The organism is Bacillus sp. JJ1122 (assembly GCF_036964885.1).
Lineage (GTDB): Bacteria > Bacillota > Bacilli > Bacillales > Cytobacillaceae > Mesobacillus.
Window position 1 is genome coordinate 90,018 of record NZ_JBALQL010000029.1, and the last position, 20,737, is coordinate 110,754.

Consider the following 20,737-nt stretch of genomic DNA (forward strand, 5'->3'; position numbering starts at 1 on the left):
ATTTTTAGGTTTATTTTCAAAGCCGAAAATATTGATCCTATCGCATTGGTATCGTTTTCAAAAATCATGTTGGAAAGGGAACTATTGCAGCTGTGCATAAATCCCTTGGAGAATAGAAAAAACCCCTCCATGAAGAGGGGTTTCCAGTTTAGTTAGTTAATCACTTGCCCGTCACCGCTGATTTCTATATCTGCAGGAACCCGGATGTAAAGGAATTCCATTCCTTGCATCATGCCGTATCCATTGCTTGATTGCTCTCCATATTCGGAGAACTGCGTGAATGGAAAAGCATTCGAAAACTTTACCAGCTTGATTTCGACAGGGTCGGTTGGAAATATTTTCAGAGTTGCATCAGCCAGTTTGATCTCGGGTGATGGGAAACGGTCGGTTATATCAATATTGTCCAAATAGGAAAAAGTGGAGTAATGAGTCACTTGTACTTTCTCCTCAAGGGAATCTACTTTCTCAATGAAGATTTGTGCATTCTGATTCATATTCTTAACGTCTAAAAGCTGTTCTTTGAGCGAAAATTCCCAGGAGTCTTTTTTGATGAGTCCTTCCGCTTCATCAATCTTTCCGGATTCAAGGGTGGGATAAATATCGCTATTCAGCCTATCGTGTTCCTCTATTTCTTTATCAGTCAGATGATCACCTTCGAAGGTGTCCTCCACCGATACCACTAGAGATAGAATTCCAGCCCCCAGCAGGATCATGAAGTATGCCGCGAAAATTTTCGTAGTCCCGTTTCCGCTCATGAACCTCGCACCAAAAAATTTATTGGAAATCCCTCCGAAACTGAGCATCAGCAGGATGATAATGAATAAAAGAAAGACTACACTCATTTTCTCACCTCCAGGCTGTTTGAGATCCAGGCCGATATTCCATAGGCAAACGATGAAGCAAGCAGCACTTTTAACACAAATAACGGAAAGGAAGTTTCTCTCACAAAAATTTGTCCGATATCAATCACAAAAGTTGACTCACTGGCCAGGAATACATTTAGGAACAAACTGCCGAAAAGGAGCCCAGGAATAATGATCATAAAAACCTTGCTCCTTTGGACCAGCATACCGACCAGGTATCCGATTGCGGTGAATAAGAACAGATACAGGACGGTGGCAGCAGCACCCTCAGCCATTTGCAGGACTGTCAAATGCTGGCTTACGATGAACTCCCGATCCTTCAGGAAAAAAATAGCCAGCTTTAACGATTGACTTGCAAGCACAAATGTAACCCCGCCGATCACACTTGCCCAGCCGAGGAACAGGATGTTCGCTAAATGGCTGCTCAGTCTGTTGGACACAAAAGCGTAATCATCAAAACGATAGGCTTGAGTGGTGACGACGATGGCTGAAATGAACGCCCAGATCATCATGAAAGCAATAATGATATTGCCCGAATAGTTTTTCATATCGTAGCTGAATGTATCAGAGCCGCCGCCCCCTCCCCCTTCTCCGCCAAGAGAGAACAGGAGGGCCATTACCTGCAGGATCATCAGTGAAGTAAACATACCTCGAAAAGATTTCAGCTTGAAGCGGAACTGTTTTTTTACAATATCCCACAGACTAACCTTTGTTAAATACATCATCAATCCCACCCTTCTCCTGGCTCGTCAAGTACAGACAGAGATCCTCATTTGAAATCGTCGAGAACTCCAGGCCGCTTTTTATCGCAGCCGCAATCTGGTCATCGGAAAGTTCATTCCGGATCACTCCAAACGTCCGGCCGAAACTTTCTTCGCTCTTATGGAATACCTCATGGCCGCGAATCCAATGGTTGACGGCTTCTTCTTTCCCGCTGACGACTACGGCATACTCACGCAGCTCTTCAACAGGCATATGGAGAAATTGTTTTCCATCCTTTAAAAGTAAAATATCTTCCAGAATGTCCTCGACCTCACTCAAATGATGGCTTGAGATGATGATCGTCCGCGGATGGGCGATGTAATCCTTTAGCAAGGCCCGGTAAAAATCCTTCCTGACTCCTGCATCCATTCCGTTTGTCGGTTCATCGAAAATGGTCAAAGGACAGCGTGCTGCCAATCCTAAAATCGCGTTGAATGTATTCTTCATTCCCTTTGACAGCCCTGCATGTGTCTGCTTTGGGTGGAGAGAAAAATAGTCGGACAGGTTCCTGGCCAGTTTCATGTCCCAGTTCGGGTAAAAGTACGCTGCTGTCTCGAGAAGTTCCTCCAAGTTCAGGGCCGCCGGCAAATTCATGTCATTATCAATCATGATCAGATTCGCCGATACCATTAAATTATTGAATGGATGTTCGCCAAACACCCTGACGTCCCCTGACGTTTCCTTTATAAAACCGGCTGCAATTTTCAGCATCGTCGTCTTTCCTGCACCATTCCTGCCAATAAGGCCTGTAATCTTATTTTCCCCCAGTGAAAAAGTAAGATCATCCAGGGCTTTTTTCTTTCCATATGCTTTAGTTACCATATTGAACTCCAGTACACTCACCGTTTACTCCCCCTTTAGTTCCCGTTTCGCTTCCTGGATCATTGCAATCAATTCCTCTACCGTCACCTGGAGGTGTTCAGCTTCTCTCACCAATTCTGCCACCAATGACTTCAATGTCTGATTCCTCCGTTTCACAGTAATAATTTCCTTCGCTTCTGCGGATACGAACATCCCAAGACCGCGCTTTTTATATAGGATGTTTTCATCCGCTAAAATATTCAACCCTTTTGCCGCTGTCGCTGGATTGATGTTCAGCATCTCCGCAAGCTGGTATTGGGAATACACCTTCTCATCCATCTTGATACTCTCGCTAAGGATCTCCGTTTCCAGCCACTCAGCTATTTGGATGTAAATTGGTTTCATGCTATCTGAATTAAGGATCAATCCCGTACCTCCTTCAACAGTTCCATAGTACATTACTGTTGTAATGTACTATATAATATTTTCTATAATTTAACAAGGGTTTTTTACCCAAAAATAAAAAATACCCCTTCGCTAGCAAAAAGGGGTATTTCCTGTTTATAATATTTTTGTTTTTTCCAGAGGGCTCTCAAGCGTCATCTGGTTCAATTCAATTCTCATTTTCTCTGTTTCCAGCAGGAAGTTTTCATGTTTGAGTTTTTCTAGTTCGATTTCGTCTTTTATCATGTTGTGTTTGATCTTGGCTGTTTTTCGGAAATGGCTTGTAACAATGGCGGTAAGTGGTATAGAAAATACCATGATAATTGTTATCGTTCCTGTCATGGAACATCACCCCAGCAAGATTATTTTAGACTATAGGACTATCATAGCAAATTACTAGGAAAATTAAACCAGGTTTTTAGACAGAAGTCTCAAACTGTACTTTATGAAGATTGGCAAAGATGCCACCCTGTTCGATCAACTCATCATGGCTTCCCTCTTCGGCAATGCCGTCTTCCGTTACCACGACGATTTTGTCAGCGCTTCGGATTGTTGCAAGCCTGTGTGCAATGACGAGTGTCGTACGGTTTTTGGATAGATCGGCGAGCGCGCATTGAATGATTCTTTCAGTCTCCGTATCTAGTGCTGAGGTTGCTTCATCCAGAATGAGGATCGGCGGATTCTTCAGGAACATCCGGGCAATCGCAATCCTTTGTTTTTGTCCGCCTGAGAGCTTCAGGCCACGTTCGCCGATTTGCGTTTCATAGCCATCCGGCAAAGAAGCAATGAAATCTTCGAGGTGGGCCTGCTTTGCAGCTCTCGCAATCTCTTCAAAAGTAGCACCGAGCGATCCATAAGCGATATTTTCGCGAAGCGTGCCTGTGAACAGGAACACATCCTGCTGGACGATTCCAATCTGGGAGCGCAGCGATTTCTTTGTAATATCACGAATATCCATTCCATCAATAAAAATTCCGCCGGTTTTCACATCGTAGAAACGCGGAATCAGCGAGCAAATCGTCGTCTTTCCAGCCCCCGATGGACCGACAAACGCGACTGTATCTCCATGGTTGATTTTCAAATCAATGCCTTCAAGGACAGGCTTTTTATCATCATAGCTGAAGGTAACATCACGGAATTCAATATTCCCTTTTAAATGAGCAACCTCAATGGCATCCTCCCGATCGACGACGTCCGGATCCTGGTCCATCAGCTCAGTGAATCTCTTAAAGCCCGCCATTCCTTTTGGATAAAGCTCAAGAATCGCACTGATTTTATCAATCGGTTTAAACAGGACATTGACATACAGGACAAAGCCAACCAGCTCCCCATAGCTCAATGTGCCGCGGAAACTTAGCCACGCACCATACACAAGAACGACAAGGACCATCAATCTTGTCAGCATATAGATGCTCGAGGCGCTGAATGACATCACCTTGTATGCTGTCAATTTCGCTCTGCGGAACTTACGGTTATTCGTTGTGAATCTCTCAATCTCATAATCTTCATTCGTAAAAGACTGCACGACACGGATCCCGGAGACGCTGTCTTCGACTCTCGCATTGACGTCAGCAATATCACTGTACATATTCTTCCACGCAGCATTCATCTTCAGATTCGTATACGTAATAAGCCAGATGAGAAACGGCACGATGACCATCGTAATCAGCGCCAGCTTGACGTTAATCGTAAGCATGATCCAGAACGCACCCACGAAAGTCATCGCCGCGATAAACAAATCCTCCGGACCATGGTGGGCAAGTTCCCCTAAATCAAACAAATCGTTGGTGATCCTGCTCATAATATGACCCGTCTTCGTATTATCAAAAAAGCGGAACGATTGCTTCTGGACATGCTGGAAAAGCTGCTGCCTCATATCCGTTTCAATGTTAATCCCAAGTTTATGCCCCCAGTAGTTGACAATGAACTGGAGAAAGGTGCTCAGCACATAAAGTGACAATAAACCGATGCTCACGCCAACAATCATATTCCAGTTCCCGCTTGGCAAAAGCGTATCGATGAACCACTGGACCGAAAGTGGAAACGCCAGCTCCAGCAGTGCGACAATGACGGCACTGCTAAAATCAATGATGAATAACCGCCGATGAGGACGATAGTATGTAAAAAATCTACGAATCATTTTTCTATATCTCCTTTTCGTTCTTCAAGTGATTATATGCCAAGGAGTTACACTTTTTCAATAATTCTGTAAAAATATACTATTAATCATACTAAAAAACCTCTTAATAATGATTAGGATATAAGATTGCAGCCAAAGGTGCCGCCTATAAAGTCGCTTGGTTGCACAATAAAACAATAATTGGAAATAACGGTCTCCAATACGAGCTATTGGATACCCAAATTAACAGATAATAGAAAAAGAAGTCTCCAATAAGACCTGTTGGGTACCTAATTAAACAAATATTGGAATAAACGGTCTCCAATACAGCCTATTGGGTACCCGAATGAACAAATACTGGAAAAAGCGGTCTCCAATAAGAGCTATTGGCTACATAAATAAACAAATACTGGAAAAAATAGGATCCAATAAGGGCATTAGCTCCATTTCTCCCTCCACCCAAAAGAAAGACTGTAAACAAGCTCGATTTTATTATCGAGTTGTCTACAGTCTGACCTACCAATAAAGATCCGGAGGATTGTTTTTACGAATGAACCAAAATTCCTTCAAGCTCTCTATTCAGTTCTTTCGACCGGTTGGCAGCATGATTGACAGCCTGTGTAATCGCCTGGCCGCCATTATATTTTCTTAAAGCATTCAGTCCTGATGCTGTCGTTCCGTTTGGTGAGGTCACATTTTTTCTGAGGACTGCAGGGTTTTCGCCCTTTTCCATGATCATTTTCGCTGCGCCAAATATCGTTTGTGCGATAATCTCGCGGACCATATTCTCGTCCATGCCATTTTCCGTGCCGACCTGTTCCATATGCTCCATCAAATAATAGAAATAAGCAGGGCCGCTTCCCGCTAACCCTGTGAAGATATCCATCTGGGCTTCTTCAATAAGGAATACCTTACCCATGCAGCTAAGCAGTTCTTCCACATCCTCGAGGTTAGCCGCGGATGTATTCCGTCCTGGTGAAATAGCTGTGGCCGACTCCTGAATCATGCTTGAAGTATTTGGCATCACCCGGATCACCTGCTGGGCTGCATTCAGGTTTTCTTCCATAAAATCTGTAGAAATCCCGGCCAAGACAGATACGACCACCTGGTTTGGTGTGATTTTATCCTTCAAAACTAAAAGAGCTTCCGATGCTCCCTTTGGCTTCATCGCCAAAATAAAGAGATCTATATCCTGATAAGGCATTTCCGCTTGTGGCAAACCATTAATGCCATACTTCGATTCCAGTCTTTCCAGTCTGGCAGTATTGCTTTGATTTGTAACAAAAATGTTTTCCGGGCGAATTTTCCCTGATTTGACCACGCCGGATATCATTGATTCAGCCATAGACCCCGCACCTAAAAAAGCAACTTTTTTATTTTTCAACAAGAGCATTCACCTCGAAAAGAAATTTGTTCGTACACCGTTCGCATTTTATCAACGGTACTAATGGTAACATGCTCAAGAATACTTTCAAGGGCTGGGCAATGATTCGTAAGCATATGGCTGAGATAGTGAGTGAAAGCGATAACATATGGAATTATACTGTCATTTCGTTACAGTGAGCAGCGCTAATCCTTCATATCGCCAAAATATGAAGAAATACGAGAGTTGAAATTACGATTCTTGAAATAAGTGGAAGAGACTTTTAAACTTACGAATAAACGAGATATTGGTATACTAGATTCGTGTCATTCTACTTTTATTCTGATAGGAAAGGAAAAAAGATGAATGTAAAAGAAACCGTGAAACAACTTCCGCTAACCCCAGGCGTGTATCTTATGAAAGATCAATACGGCACAGTCATTTATGTTGGAAAAGCGAAGAGACTTAAGCTCAGGGTTCAATCGTATTTCCACAATTCAGCTTCCCATCCGCAAAAGATCAAAAAGATGGTAGCCAATATCCATGAATTTGACTATTTCCAAACTGATACAGAATTTGAGGCATTCATGCTTGAATGCAAACTTATCAAAGAATTAAAGCCTAATTTTAACAAAAAAATGAAAAGTCACCTAGCTTATTCCTATATTGCGATTAAAACTGCTGGACCATACCGGAAAATCTCCATTACGACTGAAAAAGCGGAAAGGGACGATACCCTTTATTTCGGTCCCTATACAAGCCCAATCTACGTAAAAAAAGCAATCGAGAACTTGAAGGAGTATTTTCATATCAATTGCCTTCATCCGCTGAAGGGTTCTGCCTGCTTGAATTACTCCATCGGGCAATGCAATGGCTTATGCTTGGGTGGAGATGCTGTTGAACAGTACAATGCGATTGTCGATCAGTTCATAGCTTTGCTACAAGGAACAGACATGGAAATTCTTGAGGAATTGAAGCGGAAAATGGAGCAGACTTCCGAGGAATTTCGATTTGAAGACGCAGTTAAATACAGGAATTACATTAAGTCGTTCTCTATCCTATTATATAAGGAAAGTGTTATCCATTTTTCTGAGGCGAATAAAAACATTGCAGTCATCGAACGCTTGAGTGACAGCTCGGTAAAATTATTTTTAATTAAGGGCCATGAAATGATTTTCAGTGAAAAATTCTCATTTGAAAATGTGGAGCGGCTTTCTGAAACGATTAAGGTAAACATTTTCACTTATTTTCATGAGAATGCTCATAGAGAATCCTTGTCCATCAGCAAGGAAAACCTCGATGAAGCACAAATCATATTTAGTTATTTGAATAGCACGAATGCAAAATTCACCGTCATTCCTGATCGTTGGATTGAATCCAGGGATTTTGCTCAATTGGACGATGTGATTAAACAGTTGTTAATGAATATTAAATCGTAAAGGGCTGCAATGTTAAGATTGCAGCCCTTTACTTCTATAATCCTCTTATTTCTCTTTATCCCAAACAATCGAAAATGTCGTTCCTTTTGAGCTGCTTTCTTTTAAAATCAGATCGGCTTCTAAAGCTCTGGCAAGCATTTTGCTAAAAGGGAGTCCCAGACCAAGTCCTCTGACTTTGAGTTTCTTCTTTTCGCCTCGGAAGAATCGTTCAAATACATAAGCTTGTTCTGCCTCTGGAATTCCTGAACCCGTATCTTTAATATCAACGCCTTCATCAGAAAGAATGATGGATATGGATCCATTTTTATCTATTGCCTGAAAAGAGTTATTCAATAAGTTGATCATGATTTGCTGAAGACGAAGCGGATCTGTCATTTTATCGATGGTATGATTTGGCGTTATTACGTTCAAATTAACAGGCTCATTTTGTGTTACCTGCCATTGCCTGCCAATCTCCTGAACAAGTTTGTTCATATTGCAGTTTTCTGTACGTATCGTAAAAGCACCGGCAGCTAATGAGTTAAAATCAAGCAGGTCAGCGATCATCGTCTGCAGTCTTTGGATTTCCTTTAGCGTGATGTCTAAAAACTCCTGACGCTCATCGCCTGTCACTACCCCATCCCTGACAGCCTGGACCAGACCGCTTATTGAAGTAACTGGTGTTTTCAAATCATGCGTCACACCTGCCAATAACTCTGCACGCATTTGCTCAAGCTGGATGAGACGGTTGGTCATTTCCTTGAATGAGGTGACCAATTGATAGATTTCAAGCTCGTTATGCTCTGTATCGAGAGTGATATCGTAATCACCTTCTCTCACCCTGGCTGCTGCCTGTGCGACGTCCTGGATTGGTTTCAGGATTTTTTTGGAAAGCAAATAGATGACGAGCCACCCAAGCAGGCCTAATCCTATCAGCAAAATAATCAACAGCCGATACTCTTGATCGACGTTCGTCAGGTCGGCTTTACTTTGCATGACGACAACCCAGCCGGATTGCCTGTCATCAAGCGATAAAGGGGATTTTACGGCGTAAACGTCTACACCATTTACCGCGATTTCCTGTACAGTATCTTCCCTTTCAAACACCTCTTGAGGGACTTGCCCAGAGTTACGTCCGGGACCGCCACCTGGACCACGGTGTGATGGCCCAATGTTTAAAACATTCCCATCCAAATCCGTAATGTAAAGCTGAGGCTGATTTTCCATTTGAAGGATTTTTGCGCGCTCCTCAAGCCTTCGGTCAAAACGATCAAAATCATCATTATTATTAGATTGAGCAACGCGATCTGCTGTTTCGACGGCCAGGTACTCCATTAAATTCAAGCGATTCTCCAGTGTGGTCTGTTTAATCCACCACATCGAACCAGCCGCAAGAAGAGCTAGTCCGGCAATTAGTGTGAAGAGGTACCGTGTTGTCCAGTACCGCAGCAAAGAAGTTTGCTTATTACTTTTCGTAAACACTGAACTGATACCCCAATCCTCTTAGCGTCCGGATTTCGCCTTGAGATGCAGGCCAGGCTGACAGCGACTGGCGGATTCGTTTCACCGATAAATCCACTGCCCGGTCACTGCCGTCATAATCCATTCCCCATATATTTTCAATCAAATCTTCTCTCGTAAAGGTACGATTCGGTCTCTCTGCTAAAAATATTAGCAAACTGAGATCTTTTGGTGTTAAAACAACGGGTTCGCCACCAATCGAGACAACATGTGAATCCAAATTAATTTTCAAGCTGCCAAACTGTTTCGTGTGATCAGAATCCAGGACATTCGAAGAGCGGCGAAGCACGGCATTGACTCTGGCAACCACTTCTTCCCCAACAAACGGCTTCGAAATATAATCGTCCGCACCTTGATTCAGTCCCTTCAGCCGGTAATCAATATCTCCGAGAGCAGTCAGCATGATGACCGGACAAGAACTCGTTTTTCGAATCTCCTTCAGGACATCCCAGCCATCCATTCCAGGAAGCATCACATCCAGCAATACGAGATTTGGCTCATTTTCTGTAAACGCCCGCAGCCCTTCCAGTCCATCGAATGCCTGAACCACTTCATAGCCTTCATGTTTTAGATACACAGCTAATACCCTCGAAATTGTTTGTTCATCTTCAATAATTAATATGGTCTTCATTGCTGCCCCTCCATCACGAAAAGCTTTAAACCGCCTTAATAGTGGATAAAGTCGACTATAAATGGCACCTTATTCTTATCTTACAAGAAAAATCCCCAGTTTAATACCGGGGACTTCCTGATCTATTTTTATTCATTAGAAACCACGTCCACCGCCATCATGGTGGTTACCGCCACGGCCGCCTTCATGCCCGAAACCGCCTTTTCCTCCGAATTCTCCACCGTGACCGAATCCGCCTTTTCCGAATAGACCGAATTCATCATCTGTTAATTCATCCAATTTAGCGGAATCCTTCTCCTTGATTGCTTCAATAAGCTCCCGTGTATCTTTATTAGAAGTAGAGATTCCAAGCTCTTTCGCGAGGTTCACTATTTTTTTCTCCTGTACTTCTTGTGAAATCTCTCTGATTGTTTTTCCATCGATGGTGATTTTCAATTCTTTAGCATCTGCTTTTACTTTAGCAGTCTGAACTTCTTGTGCTACTTCTCTGATGTCCTTGCCATCAATAGTGATGCCAAGTTTCTTCGCTTCTTTGGTTACTGAAGCTGTATACACTTCCTGCTGCAATGTCTGCAGGTCTTTTCCATCAGTAGAAACGCCTAGTTCCTTAGCCTTTTTATTCAATGAGGCTGTTCGAATATCTTCCATTAATGTTTGGGCATCTTTATTAGCTGTTGATACGCCAAGTTCTTTCGCTTCTTTTTGAAGGTTAGCTAAACGGATCGCATCATGAAGGGCATCTGCATCTTTTCCATCAGCCGGGATGCCAAGATCCTTTGCTGTTTCCTTAAGCTTGGCCAATTGAACTTCCTCGGCAAGCGTATCGATATCTTTATTAGCTGTCTTGATTCCCAGCTCTGTCGCTTCACTCTTGATGGTTGCCTCACGGATCTCTCCCATTAAGGTCTCTGCATCCTTACCTGATGTGCTGATTCCAAGATCCTTTGCCTTAGCAATCAGTTCCTCAGAATTGCCTCCGAAAAATCCTTTATGACCAAAACCTTTTCCCATAAAACCTAGCTTTGAGCTTACAGTGGAGCTTGTGGTATCATCATTCGCTAATGACGTTGTGGCGTAACCTCCTAAAAGTAATGCTCCTGCAATTGTAAAACCTAAAACGGATTTCTTCATATTTGATATCCTCCTAAATTCTTTGTTTCAGGTTCAAGGTGGACATGAACCTTATACTCATAATTTAACGGTTGAATATGTCAGCAAAATGTCAGACTGAAAAAAATCAAAAAAATATTAAACAAGCTGAAAATTTATTAGAAAGCATGAGTCTAGCCATTCATTTATGTTTTTTACCGTTTCTTGCATGTCAGGAAAATGTCAAAGAGGAAAAAATAGCAGAATCGCCAAGCGTTGTTATTTGTTCGGCGTGAACGATGACACATAAAAATCGGGAGAGCATCTAGAGGGATGGTCTCCCGTTTTTTCTTTTTCTATTGCGAATGGTGGCACGAGAAGAATTATTACAACCATTCGTTTCGGTTTTTCTTTTGCGAATGGTCATGAGAGGACTTATTACGACCATTCGTTTTGGTTTTTCTCTCGTGAATGGTCATGAGAGGACTTATTACAACCATTCGTTTCGGGTTTTCTTTTGTGAATGGTCGTGAGAGGACTTATTAGAACCATTCAACCCGATTTTTCTTCCACGAGTGGTTATGAGAAGCCTTCCGACAACCACTCATCCCGATTTTTCACGCGCGAGTTGTCATGGCAAGCGTTCTGAGAACAACTCATTCTGATTTTTCACACGCGAGTTGTCATGAGAAGCGTTCCGCTTTCTTAAACTATGATTCTAGAACTTTCATTTGAAATGTCAGCCAAATCCCGCAACTGAATAAAACAGCTCCAAAAACCGTAATAAAGGTCATTGGTGATAGTATTTTTACAAAAGAGAGTGCGACCATAATTGTTCCAACTATGAGATAGTGATGAATCGCGTGCAGTCGGAAGGCTTTCTGCTCGATATGCCATGCATGATGGTAACCCTGTAAAAAACCTAAACTCACTTGTAATAAAAGCGCAATGTATGGAAGGAACTCAAACGAATTCCTTATAAATCCTGCCGTTATATAAATAACACCCATTCCCATATATACAGAAGGAACATACGATTTGACAGTATTTTTCCTCGATTGAAAAACACGGTAACCGAGTGCAGCAGAAAAAGAAAAGGCTGCAAATAACCAAGTAAACAAAGTAAATGTGAGTGAGGCTTGTTTTAGCCAAAGTATGTAATATGGAAAAATGGCAACCTGGCCAACCGATACTACGAGTGGGATATACCGTTCACTCCTTTTTGTCATGTGATGCTCCTTCTTTAAAATAATAGTCATAAAAGACGTTTTGAAAAACGCCGTTTGGATCTCTTTTTCCTTTTTCATCATGGAACTTCTCCCACTCTGGATAGGACTTTCTGAATTGTTCTTTTGATTGATAGTGATAATAAGGGAGATAGTAAACTCCTCCGTGCTTGAGGGTTACGTCCGTCCATTGCTGAATGATGGCTTCTGCATTATGAATCTCGTTATCTTTTAATCCATGCTGTATTAAAATGACAAGTCCAAACATATCTTCTTTGGCATATTTCAAGCTTGTATAATCATCCTTAGCAGCGTAACGAACCGTAATATTGTGAATTTTAAAATCTTCATCCTTATCATTGGGAGGGAGAAATCTTTTTAAATCACTGATGTATTCATCATACTGATCTACGGGAATGAAAAATTCCTGAAGGACTTCTACCCGCCCAGGCTCCGTGAATTCCATAAATTCCGAATTCCCGCGCATCACGTTATTCCGGGTAATCTTGTCTCCATCTAGTGATTTAATAAGCAGCTTTTGGTTTTTCCAGAAAAGATCCTCCAAACCACCGCCCTGCCGGCCCAAATCCATCGCCAGCTTACCGATCCGGGCACCGTGCTCTTTTTTAAGCGGCGCCTGGTGATCCTGTTTCCCAGTCGAATTGTAATCGATCACATACATTTCGTCTAAAAAAGAACCGGGGGCAACACTAACCCTTCCATAATGCATAGCTGTATCATCATTTTTTAACAGGTTGGCAAAATAGGCTTCATATTCTTTCGTTTGAAGTTCTTCTGTATGGATGGTGTAAATTTCATTTTCTGTTAATTCCAAAGTCACATCTAAAATGACACCAAATAAGCCATAACCCCCTAACGCATACTTCATCCATTCATTAGAATCACTTCGTGTTACGGTCTTAATTTCTCCAGTCGGGGTCAGAATGGTCATTTCCTTAACGGTTCCAGCCATTGGGCCAAACCGGATATCCCGTCCATGGGCATTGACGGAAAGTGATCCGCCAATTGTGAAAATCGATTGTGACTGTGTGACTTTTAATGCAAGTCCCAAAGGCTGAATGGCCTCCTGGACGTCTTCCCAAGTTGCACCACTTTCAACTTTTATCGTTTTATTCTGTTTGTCTATTTCCAGGATTTTATTGAACGTCTTCATATCTAATACCACCCCATCCTTATAATAGGTGTGGCCGCCTTGCGAATGCTGCAGGCCTGCAACTGAAATATGCTGGCCGTTTTCATTTGCTTCCTTCACAATCTTTTGCAGTTCAGCACGATTCCCTGCTTTAACAATCCCTTCGATCCGTTCAGGGAGCAGCCCAGTATAATCCGTTGCCAGATTGCTTTGAGTGAGGCCGTATTTTCTTTTTTCAAGAGGGATGTTCATAAATACGAAAACAACAAATACACTTACAATCATTCCGAGAAAAAAAGGATTTTTATAGATTAGCTGTTTATTTTTCCTTATAGATGATAGATTCACAAGACCGCCCCTTCCAAAGTGTAATATTACACTTTAGTTAACATTATATGCTAATTCATCATGATACTACCAGAATTTTTTTATCCTGAAAGTAATAAAAAAGAGAACGGCTATGCCGCTCTCCCTCATTATTGCAAATTCACCTTAATCGTTTTGTCTGACCAAAAGCTTGGGGTGTACTGAAGCTGCAAACCCGTGTCTCCTGCTGGCTGTTCGAAGGCAATCGTACCGGAAACTTTTCCGCCTGGGGCAAGTTCACCAGATTGCAGTGCTGTGTTTGTATCAACGGTAGTGAAAGCCTGATCGACGATTTGTCCCTGGCTGTTGGACATTTTGAAGTCAAATGGATTATAGGAAATGTTCTCGTCCCCTGCATTATTGATTTCGACAGTTACGATGACGAATTCGTGGCCATCCTTTGGCTGGTCAAAGTCTCCGCCGGCTGATTTCTCAACCTTTGTCACGGTCAGTACATTGTCTCCTAATTGAACTTGTTCCCCTACAGTAAATTCTTCTTTTACAGGCTCAGCTTTTGTTTCTTCCTGCTTAACTGTCTTTTCCGTTGCTAAAGTTTCTGCAGAGCCACTTTTTACCTTTGGGGTGGATTCCTCGTCTTCTCCGCTGCCACCTGCAATGGCAAACACTGCAATAATCGCAATCAGCCACACCCACCACTTTTTATAAAAAGGTTTTTTCATTTTCATATCCTCCCGGTTTTAAAGTTTCATTCTCTTTTCAGTGATCGATTCGGAAATCATTTCATACATGTTTTCGACACCCTTATGGGATGCTTCGAAGTTATACGAGTTTTCGATATCGATCCCGAGGCTGGCAGCTTCTTTTGCGGCATCGATATTTGCTCCCATGAAAATGAACTCCCAGTTGTATTTTTCCTGCTGATGCCTGATCAGTTCCTTTATTTTTTCATAAGTGAACTCACGGCTTGCATTTTCCATTCCATCTGTCGTGATCACAAAAATAACTTTGCCAGGACGATGGTCCTCACTTGATCTCGAAAGCCTGATGCCGACATCCAAGATGGACTTGCCGACTGCATCCAGCAGGGCTGTCGTTCCCCGTACGAAGTATTCTTTCTCAGTAAGCCTTACTTCCCGAGCATCAATTCCGTTCCATAAAACCTCGTATTCATCATCAAACAGTACTGTTGTCAGGATGGTGTCTCCATCGAGTTCAGACTGTTTTTTCACAAAAGCATTGAAGCCTCCTACTGTGTCACTTTCAAGTCCTGCCATCGAACCGCTTCGGTCCAGCAGGAAGATGATTTCGGTTAAATTGTTGTTCATCATCGTCAACCTCCTATGTTTAATCTGATATAATCATAGCTATAATCATCGATAATTTGGTCGCCTGGTAAGCGACATTTTCGGGGAGCTGACCATATGCTAGATAAAAAGATTCTGGAAGAATTGCAGGAATATCTCGAGCTCAACCTGGCTGTCATGATGGAAAAGGAAATCATCCTTTATAGTCCTCAGGAATCCATGGACATGGATTCTGTCATGGAAAGCATCTCTCCGCTTGATATCGAAATGTTCATCAATAACAAGCGGCAGCCCACACTGCAGGATGTTCTTTTTGGCTTTATCGATAAAAATGGAGCAACGGACGCGGAGGTTTATAAGAAGGCTGGCCTGGATCGGCGCCTTTTTTCTAAAATCCGCTCCAAACCGGATTACAGACCGGGGAAAAATACAGTGCTCGCGCTGGCGCTTGCCCTCGAGCTGAACAAAAAAGAAACCGACAAGCTCTTAAGCTCTGCCGGCTACTCCTTGTCGGACAGCGATACATCCGACCTGATCATTCAATTTTGCATTGAAAAGAAAATATACAACATCCACCAGGTTAATTATGCTCTAGATTCCTTCAGCATGAAGCCATTGAGTGGAGTATTATAGACCAACAATCGGCAGACGAGAATCTGCCGATTTTATTTTGTGCAACTCCCCAGGTACTAAAAAATGGCACCAGATATCCGGCACCACGGAATGATATATTTTTTATTGAATCAATTTCCCGCGCTCAAAATGATTCATGCATGTCAGTTCAATAATGTACTCATAATTGGCAATTGATTTGAGAATGTCTTCTTTTTCTTCCAGGGATAGATCTGGATTTTGCATTTTCATTACGAGTGCCATCTGCAATGCCTCTAACTGTGATTTTACTTCCCGATAGTCCATTCCTAACACCCTCCTGTAAAATGTAATCGTTTTCTTTTCTTGTTTTCATTATATCTTATGAACCCCATTAGGTATCTGTCGATTTATTGTGAAATTGTGAAACCTTCTATAGAATGAGCATTTTTAACCATGTGAGAGCGGAAGTACCCCAGCTCATACCATAGCTGCCCTTCTTTTTACATTCGCTTCGTCCAGTATTTCAAGTATAATGAATACTATTCAGTTTATGCATATGATAATTCTTTGCGAGAATCCTATATATAAGTGGAATAATAAAAAATAAAAGAGGTTACTACATGAGCGAAAAAAGTTTTGAGGATTACAATTTAAGCGATGAACTCAAACGGGCACTAAATGTGCTTAAATATGAAAATCCTACAGAGGTCCAAACAGAAGTGATTCCATTAGCATTGCAAAACCAGGACCTTGTCGTGAAATCACAGACAGGTAGCGGAAAGACGGCTTCATTCGGGATTCCGATTTGCGACATGATGGAATGGGAAGAAAAGCTGCCTCAGGCGCTGATTCTTACACCAACAAGGGAGCTGGCTGCTCAAGTCCGCGAAGACATCACGAATATCGGCAGATTTAAAAGGATCAAAGCGGCAGCTGTTTATGGGAAAGAACCGTTTTCCAAACAAAAAGAAGAGCTGAAGCAAAAAACACATGTCGTTGTCGGCACCCCAGGACGTGTAATCGATCACATCGAAAGAGAAACGCTCCTTTTAGATAAAATTAAATATCTAATCATCGATGAAGCTGATGAAATGCTGAACATGGGGTTTATTGAACAAGTTGAATGGATCATCGAACAGCTTCCAGAGGACAGAGTGACGATGGTGTTCTCGGCTACGCTGCCTAAGGATGTTGAAAATCTTTGCCATCAATATATGAAGGAACCTGTTCAAATTGAAATTGCCTCTAGCGGTGTGACAACGAGTACGATTGAACATTCATTGATTGAAGTAAAAGAAGAAGAGAAAATTGCGCTTCTTAAGGACGTTACGGTAGTTGAAAACCCGGATAGCTGCATTATTTTTTGCAGGACGAAGGAGAATGTCGATACCGTCTACGCTCAGCTTGACGCAGCTAATTATTCGATCGAAAGGCTTCATGGCGGGTTGGAGCAGGAAGATCGTTTTGCCGTTATGAATGGCTTTAAAATGGGTAATTTCCGCTATCTTGTGGCCACAGATGTTGCCGCAAGGGGAATTGATGTTGATAATGTATCGATCGTCATCAACTACGATGTTCCGATGGAAAAAGAGAGCTATGTCCACCGCACAGGCCGAACGGGTCGCGCTGGGAATAAAGGAAAAGCGATTACGCTCGCTACCCCTTATGAAGGGAAATTCATTAAAGCCATCGAACGATACATCGGCTTTGAGATTCCTGTGGCAGAAGCTCCGAGCAAGCAGGAGGTTGCCAGCAGCCAGGCTGAATTCGAAGAAAAAATCGGCGGCCGCCGCGTCGTCAAAAATAACAAAACGGCCCGCATTAATCAGGGTATCACGAAGCTTCATTTCAGCGGCGGGAAAAAGAAAAAACTTCGCGCTGTCGACTTCGTTGGTACCATCGCAAAAATCCCTGGAGTAACAGCAGATGATATCGGCATCATCACGATCCACGATACGATGACGTATGTCGATATCCTGAACGGAAAAGGGTCGTTGGTCATCCAGGCGATGGAGGACGCGACGATTAAAGGAAAGAAGCTTAGGGTGAGTAAGGCGATTAAATAAGGATGGTTTTTAGTTAATAGAAATCACAGCAAAGGACGATTATGCCAGCATAATCGTCCTTTCTTTATATCTATTTTTCACAGACAATAATCTCTCGTTCAAAGGTCCCTTTTCTCACTACACAACGATCAACTATGTTAAATCCTGCTTCTTCGATGATCGAGTCGATCGGTTCAATCGTAACGATCACAACTTTACCTGCGAATTCGCGTGTGCTTTGCAGCATCTCGAGCTGCTCTTCTGGCGTAATGACGGAGCACAGATTGTATGGCATATCAATTACGGCTACATCATATATCCCCGTCACTTCTCGAACATCCCTGAATTTCACTTCCGTTGAGTAACCGAAATACGCGATGTTTTCGCGGGTACCCGGCAGGATTAACGGATTGACATCACTGGCAACCATGTCGATTCCCATAGACAACGCTTCCACGACAACTGTACCTATTCCGCAGCACGGATCGATTGCTTTTACTCCGTCAGGATCAGGAACGGCAATATTCGCAACCGCCCTGGCAACACGTGTGCTGAGAGAAGTCGAGTAGCTATGAGGCTTCTGCTGGTGATGCAGCCACACTGCTTCACTGCTGTGATATTCACCAAATACCCAGCGCCCTCCTGTATTCATCAGGGCAAAAACAAGCTCAGGATTATTCAAATCCGGTTCCCCGGGAATGTGCAGACCGACTTCTCTTTCGATTCGACGCCTGTCCTCAAAACTCACTTTTTCTGGCCCGGTGACTTTTACATACATCACCTTAAAAGTGGAGCCATTCAGCTCCAGCTGCTTTACCTGCTCAATCAGGTCCTCTTGTTTTTCGCCTTCAAAAAAGACATCCAAACGACCTCTCATGAACGGGCTTCTGCTCGGGTCTATATTGATTGTACTTTCAAGAATATTGGAATCCGTATCCACACCAAAAAAAGAGCGCATTTCAAGGGCGCATAACTCTCTTTCTTCATCTGGTAAAGCGTAATTGTATATATAAGAGCGTGGCTCTAGATGATTGTAATTCAAGTTGTCACATTCCTTCCTGTTTCCATTCCATCACTATACTAGTTTACATGATAAAAGTATCTGGATACAGCTGGAAAGGAAGCAAAAAATAAAGAAAGGCAGATTCCCGCCTTTCTTCATTAATCATTCATCTCCAAGTTTTCACCGATGCTTTCCATAGCATAAGGCAGAGCAAGAAAGATGGCGGGCACATTTTCAAGCTTGCCTGCTGTGTTCAGCATTTATTTATCTATCTGCGATTCTATTTTGCATTCTCATCGGGTTGATGAATTCCGAATACATTGCCTTCCGGATCTAGGTAGTAGCCTTGCCAAGCCATTCCAGGGAGCGCATGCTTTGGCAGTGCGACCTTGCCTCCATGCTCGAGAATTTTCGCTTCTGTTTGATCGTAATTTTCGACTCCCATTGTACATGCAAATCCATTCATAGCTGCATTTGCTTCAGGCGGAGCACCTCTCCTTTGCATCAAAGCGCCATTGATTCCAGGTTCATCATCATTTCCAGTGACTGCACCAAAATACGGCATCCCGGCATACTCGCTCCAATCCTGAAAAGACCACCCGAATACCTCACCATAAAACTTCTTTGCTCGTTCCATATCACTCACATGAATTTCAAAATGAACTAATCTTCCCATGATAACCTCCTAAGATAAATTTGATTTTTTTCTTCAGTCTAATGTGGTACTTATGTATATCTTGAGGTCTTTGAGAATTCAGCATTTTGCCTATGATCCTTTTTCTGTTGCACAATACCCTCCTTATTATAGGATAATTTTCAGAATAAATATTCAATTTTCATATGAAAATTATTTTTATTCCATGAAAAAAGGCAACACCCGCTGGAGGAATGCTGCCTTCTTTTTTAAAAAATATCTTAATCTTTCACCGGGTCAAGTGCCTGGTATGCGAGCTGATACTTCCCGCCTTCAGCAACTTCGGAATGGTATAAAGCCTTAAGGGCAAAGTTTTTCTCAAGCTCGTGTTCCTTTATCAAGCTGTTCAAGCGCGTTTGCAGCGCGGGATTCTCTTTGATCAACTGTTTCATCTGTGATTTTACAAATTTCATGAATAGTACCTTACCCTTCAAAATCGAATAGACCTAAGTATAGCATGAACCATTCATAGTGATTTAATAATTTTTCTTTATCCTTTTCAATCCGGCTCCACATGTACATGAACATCATAGATTTCAAAGTCATCTACTAGCTTTTGCTCGACTCTTGTTGAGATATCGTGTGCCGTGCTGATATCCAAGGTAGGATTCACGGTGATGACTGTATCGACGACAATGTTGTTACCATAGCTCCTCGCTTTTAAGTCTTTGATTCCTTTTACACCTGGAACCTCGCATATCGTTTCTTTATATTCTTTGATTAAATCAACATCAAACCCGTCTGTGAGCTGGTGGGATGCTTCGCGGAAGATATCCCAGCCTGTTTTTAAAATAAGTCCGCCAACGATGACGGCTGTTACTGGATCCAGCCAGGGCAAACCAAACTGTGATCCGATGATGCCGACAGCTGTTCCAATACTTACCCAAGAATCGGACAGATTATCTTTAGCAGCGGCCATAACGGAATGACTTTTTATTTTAAGAGCAAGCTTACGATTGTATCGATAGACCAGGTACATTACTAATGCAGCAAATAAGCCTGTCCAGGCAGAGATGAGATCAGGAGCTTCGTTTCCTCCCTCGAAAATTGAAGTGACCGCGCTGTATAAAACCTGGAGCCCAACTAGAATCATAATAAAGGACGCGACCATCGAAGCGACCATTTCTGATTTCCAGTGCCCGTATAAATGATCGTCATCTGCCGGCTTCTGCGACAGCCGTAATCCGATCAAAACGGAAACGGATGCTAAAATATCGGTTGTATTATTCAATCCATCGGCCATTAAAGCCTCTGAATCACTGATATATCCGACAAACAATTTTAACGCCGATAAAATTATGTACGCAGCGATGCTGATCATTGCTCCCCGCTCGCCTAATTTCAAATTATAATAACGTTGTTCATCCATGCCTAAATCCT

Annotated in this window: 22 protein-coding genes; 3 read left to right on the forward strand and 19 right to left on the reverse strand. The window is 42.5% G+C overall.

Annotation, left to right across the window (positions count from 1 at the left end):
* Nucleotides 1-152 precede the first annotated feature (152 nt).
* The 7 genes from V7201_RS17420 to proC form a co-directional block, all read right to left on the reverse strand.
* The gene (locus V7201_RS17420; protein ID WP_335378026.1) at nt 153-842 is read right to left on the reverse strand and encodes a hypothetical protein; all 690 of its coding nucleotides are present in this window, start codon (nt 840-842) and stop codon (nt 153-155) included.
* On the reverse strand, nt 839-1,588 hold the full coding sequence (locus V7201_RS17425; protein WP_335378027.1) for a hypothetical protein: 750 nt from the start codon (nt 1,586-1,588) through the stop codon (nt 839-841). Before V7201_RS17425 ends, V7201_RS17420 begins: the two co-directional genes overlap by 4 nt.
* The gene (locus tag V7201_RS17430) at nt 1,566-2,468 is read right to left on the reverse strand and encodes an ABC transporter ATP-binding protein (protein ID WP_335378028.1); all 903 of its coding nucleotides are present in this window, start codon (nt 2,466-2,468) and stop codon (nt 1,566-1,568) included. The genes V7201_RS17425 and V7201_RS17430 overlap by 23 nt, the downstream gene beginning before the upstream one ends.
* A gap of 3 nt (nt 2,469-2,471) precedes the next feature.
* Nucleotides 2,472-2,852: a GntR family transcriptional regulator gene (locus V7201_RS17435; protein WP_335378029.1), complete on the reverse strand. Its 381-nt coding sequence runs from the start codon at nt 2,850-2,852 to the stop codon at nt 2,472-2,474.
* Between the two features lie 135 nt (nt 2,853-2,987).
* Nucleotides 2,988-3,212 carry a hypothetical protein gene (locus V7201_RS17440; protein WP_335378030.1) on the reverse strand — a complete coding sequence of 75 codons (225 nt, stop codon included), beginning with the start codon at nt 3,210-3,212 and terminating at the stop codon, nt 2,988-2,990.
* Between the two features lie 76 nt (nt 3,213-3,288).
* Nucleotides 3,289-5,010, reverse strand: a complete 1,722-nt coding sequence (locus V7201_RS17445) for an ABC transporter ATP-binding protein (protein WP_335378031.1) — start codon at nt 5,008-5,010, stop codon at nt 3,289-3,291.
* A 523-nt stretch (nt 5,011-5,533) separates the two neighbouring features.
* Nucleotides 5,534-6,382 (reverse strand): pyrroline-5-carboxylate reductase, encoded by an 849-nt coding sequence (gene proC / locus V7201_RS17450; RefSeq protein WP_335378032.1) that lies wholly within the window; start codon nt 6,380-6,382, stop codon nt 5,534-5,536.
* Between the two features lie 332 nt (nt 6,383-6,714).
* On the opposite strand from proC, the gene V7201_RS17455 reads away from it, so the two are divergent.
* Nucleotides 6,715-7,791, forward strand: a complete 1,077-nt coding sequence (locus tag V7201_RS17455) for a UvrB/UvrC motif-containing protein (protein WP_335378033.1) — start codon at nt 6,715-6,717, stop codon at nt 7,789-7,791.
* A 45-nt stretch (nt 7,792-7,836) separates the two neighbouring features.
* Here V7201_RS17455 and V7201_RS17460 read toward each other — a convergent pair whose 3' ends face one another.
* From V7201_RS17460 to V7201_RS17490, 7 genes are all read right to left on the reverse strand, one after another.
* On the reverse strand, nt 7,837-9,252 hold the full coding sequence (locus V7201_RS17460; protein WP_335378034.1) for a sensor histidine kinase: 1,416 nt from the start codon (nt 9,250-9,252) through the stop codon (nt 7,837-7,839).
* Complete coding sequence (locus V7201_RS17465; protein ID WP_335378035.1) at nt 9,236-9,922, reverse strand: response regulator transcription factor; 687 nt, start codon at nt 9,920-9,922, stop codon at nt 9,236-9,238. Before V7201_RS17465 ends, V7201_RS17460 begins: the two co-directional genes overlap by 17 nt.
* 135 nt (nt 9,923-10,057) lie before the next feature.
* Nucleotides 10,058-11,053 (reverse strand): hypothetical protein, encoded by a 996-nt coding sequence (locus V7201_RS17470; RefSeq protein WP_335378036.1) that lies wholly within the window; start codon nt 11,051-11,053, stop codon nt 10,058-10,060.
* 668 nt (nt 11,054-11,721) lie between these two features.
* Complete coding sequence (locus V7201_RS17475) at nt 11,722-12,240, reverse strand: hypothetical protein (RefSeq protein WP_335378037.1); 519 nt, start codon at nt 12,238-12,240, stop codon at nt 11,722-11,724.
* The gene (locus V7201_RS17480) at nt 12,224-13,738 is read right to left on the reverse strand and encodes an FAD-binding oxidoreductase (RefSeq protein WP_335378038.1); all 1,515 of its coding nucleotides are present in this window, start codon (nt 13,736-13,738) and stop codon (nt 12,224-12,226) included. The genes V7201_RS17475 and V7201_RS17480 overlap by 17 nt, the downstream gene beginning before the upstream one ends.
* Nucleotides 13,739-13,866: 128 nt before the next feature.
* Nucleotides 13,867-14,436, reverse strand: coding sequence for a DUF4352 domain-containing protein (locus V7201_RS17485; protein ID WP_335378039.1), 570 nt, complete (start codon nt 14,434-14,436; stop codon nt 13,867-13,869).
* Between the two features lie 18 nt (nt 14,437-14,454).
* On the reverse strand, nt 14,455-15,045 hold the full coding sequence (locus tag V7201_RS17490) for a vWA domain-containing protein (protein ID WP_335378040.1): 591 nt from the start codon (nt 15,043-15,045) through the stop codon (nt 14,455-14,457).
* 93 nt (nt 15,046-15,138) lie between these two features.
* Between V7201_RS17490 and V7201_RS17495 the strand changes: the two genes are divergently transcribed.
* Entirely contained in the window at nt 15,139-15,654 is a 516-nt protein-coding gene (locus V7201_RS17495) for a hypothetical protein (protein WP_335378041.1), read from the forward strand.
* Nucleotides 15,655-15,756: 102 nt separating this feature from the next.
* On the opposite strand, the gene V7201_RS17500 is transcribed toward V7201_RS17495, so the two are convergent.
* Nucleotides 15,757-15,939, reverse strand: a complete 183-nt coding sequence (locus tag V7201_RS17500; RefSeq protein WP_335378042.1) for a DUF3896 family protein — start codon at nt 15,937-15,939, stop codon at nt 15,757-15,759.
* 296 nt (nt 15,940-16,235) lie between these two features.
* Here V7201_RS17500 and V7201_RS17505 point away from each other — a divergent pair, with 296 nt between their 5' ends.
* Complete coding sequence (locus V7201_RS17505) at nt 16,236-17,681, forward strand: DEAD/DEAH box helicase (protein ID WP_335378043.1); 1,446 nt, start codon at nt 16,236-16,238, stop codon at nt 17,679-17,681.
* Between the two features lie 70 nt (nt 17,682-17,751).
* Here the strand turns inward: V7201_RS17505 and V7201_RS17510 are convergent, their stop codons facing one another.
* From V7201_RS17510 to V7201_RS17525, 4 genes are all read right to left on the reverse strand, one after another.
* A complete protein-coding gene (locus V7201_RS17510) occupies nt 17,752-18,702 on the reverse strand; it encodes a TRM11 family SAM-dependent methyltransferase (protein ID WP_438825071.1) in 951 nt (316 codons plus the stop codon).
* Nucleotides 18,703-18,943: 241 nt separating this feature from the next.
* Nucleotides 18,944-19,339, reverse strand: coding sequence for a VOC family protein (locus tag V7201_RS17515; RefSeq protein ID WP_335378044.1), 396 nt, complete (start codon nt 19,337-19,339; stop codon nt 18,944-18,946).
* Nucleotides 19,340-19,578: 239 nt separating this feature from the next.
* A complete protein-coding gene (locus V7201_RS17520) occupies nt 19,579-19,770 on the reverse strand; it encodes a hypothetical protein (RefSeq protein WP_335378045.1) in 192 nt (63 codons plus the stop codon).
* An 86-nt stretch (nt 19,771-19,856) separates the two neighbouring features.
* Nucleotides 19,857-20,726 (reverse strand): cation diffusion facilitator family transporter, encoded by an 870-nt coding sequence (locus tag V7201_RS17525; RefSeq protein ID WP_335378046.1) that lies wholly within the window; start codon nt 20,724-20,726, stop codon nt 19,857-19,859.
* Nucleotides 20,727-20,737: the final 11 nt, after the last annotated feature.